The organism is Rathayibacter sp. AY1D5 (genome assembly GCF_002932515.1).
Classification (GTDB): Bacteria; Actinomycetota; Actinomycetes; order Actinomycetales; family Microbacteriaceae; genus Rathayibacter.
On record NZ_PSVU01000101.1, the window covers coordinates 1 to 2,667 of the forward strand.

The following is a 2,667-nucleotide window of genomic DNA, read 5'->3' on the forward strand; positions in this document are numbered from 1 at the left end:
GCGCAGCTTCACGATCTGCACGCGGCCCGCCTGCACAGCCTCGGGGTCGGTGGCGAGGTTGCCGATGATCGTTCTGGTGCTCATCTGTCTTCTCCGTAAGTTTGGTGGCGGCCCGAGGGGGCCGGATGTGGCTTATCTGTCGTCGCCGATCGTGTGGCTCAGCAGGAGTGGCCGTCCGGTCCCCTGGGGTGCCCCTGGCCGCTAATTGAGATGTGCGTTTCGGTCGCTGTTTACGGAGATGACGGTTGGGTGCTCCTCGGGCTTACACGAGGCAGGTCACGACTGAGGAGGACGGGTTGAATGATCAACGAGCTCACGTCTGGGTGGGCATCGATGCAGGAAAGGCGCATCACTGGGTGACGGCGATCGACGACCAGGGTGCGATGCTCTGGACGAAGAAGGTGAGCAACGACGAAGGCGCGATCCTTGATTCGCTCGCCGAAGTGCTCGCCCTCGGCGAGAACTTCACCTGGGCAGTCGACATCGTCGGCACGACATCTGCGCTGCTCCTCGCCCTGCTCGCAAGCCACGGACAGTCCGCGCTGTACGTCCCCGGACGGATCGTCAACCGGATGGCCGGCGCATACCGGGGCGAAGCGAAGACGGACGCACGCGACGCCTACGTCATCGCCGAGACGGCACGGCACCGCCACGACCTGACCCCAATCAGGATGCCGGTCGAGATCATCGCCGACCTCAAGCTCCTGATCGCACACCGCGGCGATCTCGTCGCCGATCGCGTCCGCATGCTCAACCGGCTCCGTGACGTCCTGACCGGCATCTTCCCCCGCCTCGACAGAGCGTTCGACTACGCCAAACACAAGGGCGCGCTCACCCTCCTCACCGGCTACCAGACGCCCACCGCGCTTCGCCGGATGGGTCAGGCGCGCCTGACGAAGTGGCTGAGCCGCCGAGGCGTGCAGGGTGCTCCGGCGGTCGCGGAGGCTGCTCTCGAGGCCGCGAGCGGACAACAGACGCAAATCGGGAACGAGACGATCGCGGCGCAGATCATCGCCGACATCGGAACGCAGATCCTCGCCCTCGACAAGCGTCTCCGAACGCTGGAGAACCAGATCACCACGATGTTCCACGCGCACCCGCAGGCCGAGATCATCGAATCGATGCCCGGGATGGGTCCGATCCTCGGAGCCGAATTCCTCGCCGCAGCCGGGCCACTCGACAACTACGCCGACGACGGCCACCTCGCCGCAGCGGCCGGGCTGATACCCGTTCCGCGCGACTCCGGACGCAGGACCGGGAACATGCACCGGCCGAAGCGGTACAACCGACATCTGCGCCGCTCGCTCTACCTCTCAGCGCAGACCTCCGTCATCCGCGAATGACCAAACCGCGACTTTTACCTCAAGAAAAGTAGCGAAGGGTACAAGCACACGCAGGCGCTCCTCGCTCTCTCCCGACGACGCGTGAGCGTGCTTTGGGCCCTGCTGCGCGACAACCGCACGTTCACCCCGGCGCCTCCGATTCGCTCTGCACAGATGAGCTGAACCGAGGTGATGAGCACTACGCCTCGTCAAACCCGATCGCCGCTTCGAGCGCCCACTGACCGATCCCCGTATCTAACGGTTCCTGCGATCGCTCCGTGTCGCCGTCGGCAACGTGTGGCTCCACGGCGGCCCCTGACAGCGTTCTCCCACCACTGCACGGCGAACGGCGGACTAAAGATCTGGCGTCAGCGGGCGAAGGTGCGCCCGTAGACCGCCACGTCCAGTCGTCTGTCCCCTAGAGGCAGCGCGCTGGTGAGGACGCCTTCCCGGGTGAACCCGAGCCGCTCAGCAACGCGCCAGCTGCGCACGTTCTCGACCGCCGTTCGTATCTCGACTCGACGGATTCCGCGGGCTGGGACCTCAGTCAGCAGCGCGGTGCAGGCGCGAGTCACGGCACCGCGACCCTCGGTGGCGGCGTCGATCCAGTACCCGAGTTCCGCTGTCTGCGTGTAGGAGTTCATTCGAAGAGACGCTGAACCGATGATGGAATCGCCCGACATGATGACGGTCGGCAACACGGATTCTGCGATGAAGTCCGACAGCTGAGCACGAGTGAAGGCAGCAGTGCCATCGAGAGTTTGGTCGTAGAAGGCCCATGGCTCCCACTGCCTTAGACGCTCAAGATTGGCCACCGTCAGAGCGTGCATCTCCTCGACGGTGTCGAGGGTGCGTAGCGCGAGTCGGAATCCATCGCCGAGTTCGTGAGTGAAACGCATGCAATCAGCATCTCGTACACGGGCTGGTCCGTGCAGGAGCCCGGTCCTCCAAGGCTCGACAACCAGTCCCCTATCGGGACGATCGAGATAGGCGCGCTGTGGGACGGCCCCGGCCACGATCCCCTCGGAGGTCCCCGTCGACGCTCAAACGAAAGTAGGGCGCCTTGACGTCGTCATTGAGACTCCTGCTCGTGCGGTTGGTGGGTCCCGTCGACGTCGACGGGTTCGCGGCCGCGGCCGCCGGGGTGTCGGTGGGGGGTGTCTCGATGCCCCAGGACGCCAGAGCGTCGCGGCGGGTGACTTCCACTGGCGGCTCGGACAGCGCTCTGCGCTGTTCGAGCTCGGCACGCGTGACGGTGAGGGCGGGGACGCGGCGCTCGTCGCCGTAGGCGAGGCGGTAGAGCCGGTCGGCCTCGTTCTCCAGCCAGTCGACTTCGCCTTGCCGG

The 2,667-nt window shown here is 65.7% G+C and carries 1 protein-coding gene and 2 pseudogenes; 1 reads left to right on the forward strand and 2 read right to left on the reverse strand.

The window, feature by feature from the left end; all coding sequences use genetic code 11:
• The first annotated feature begins 296 nt into the window (after window positions 1-296).
• Window positions 297-1,505 (forward strand): annotated as a pseudogene (locus tag C5C82_RS16935) (IS110 family transposase).
• Between the two features lie 185 nt (window positions 1,506-1,690).
• Here the strand turns inward: C5C82_RS16935 and C5C82_RS16940 are convergent.
• Complete coding sequence (locus C5C82_RS16940) at window positions 1,691-2,221, reverse strand: GNAT family N-acetyltransferase (RefSeq protein WP_104355424.1); 531 nt, start codon at window positions 2,219-2,221, stop codon at window positions 1,691-1,693.
• A 70-nt stretch (window positions 2,222-2,291) separates the two neighbouring features.
• Window positions 2,292-2,667 (reverse strand): annotated as a pseudogene (locus C5C82_RS17895) (hypothetical protein); the annotation flags it as partial.

Coding starts and splice junctions, on each gene's coding strand:
- C5C82_RS16940 (WP_104355424.1), bottom strand. CDS start 2,221: ATGCGTTTCACTCACGAACTCGGCGATGGATTCCGACTCGCGCTACGC.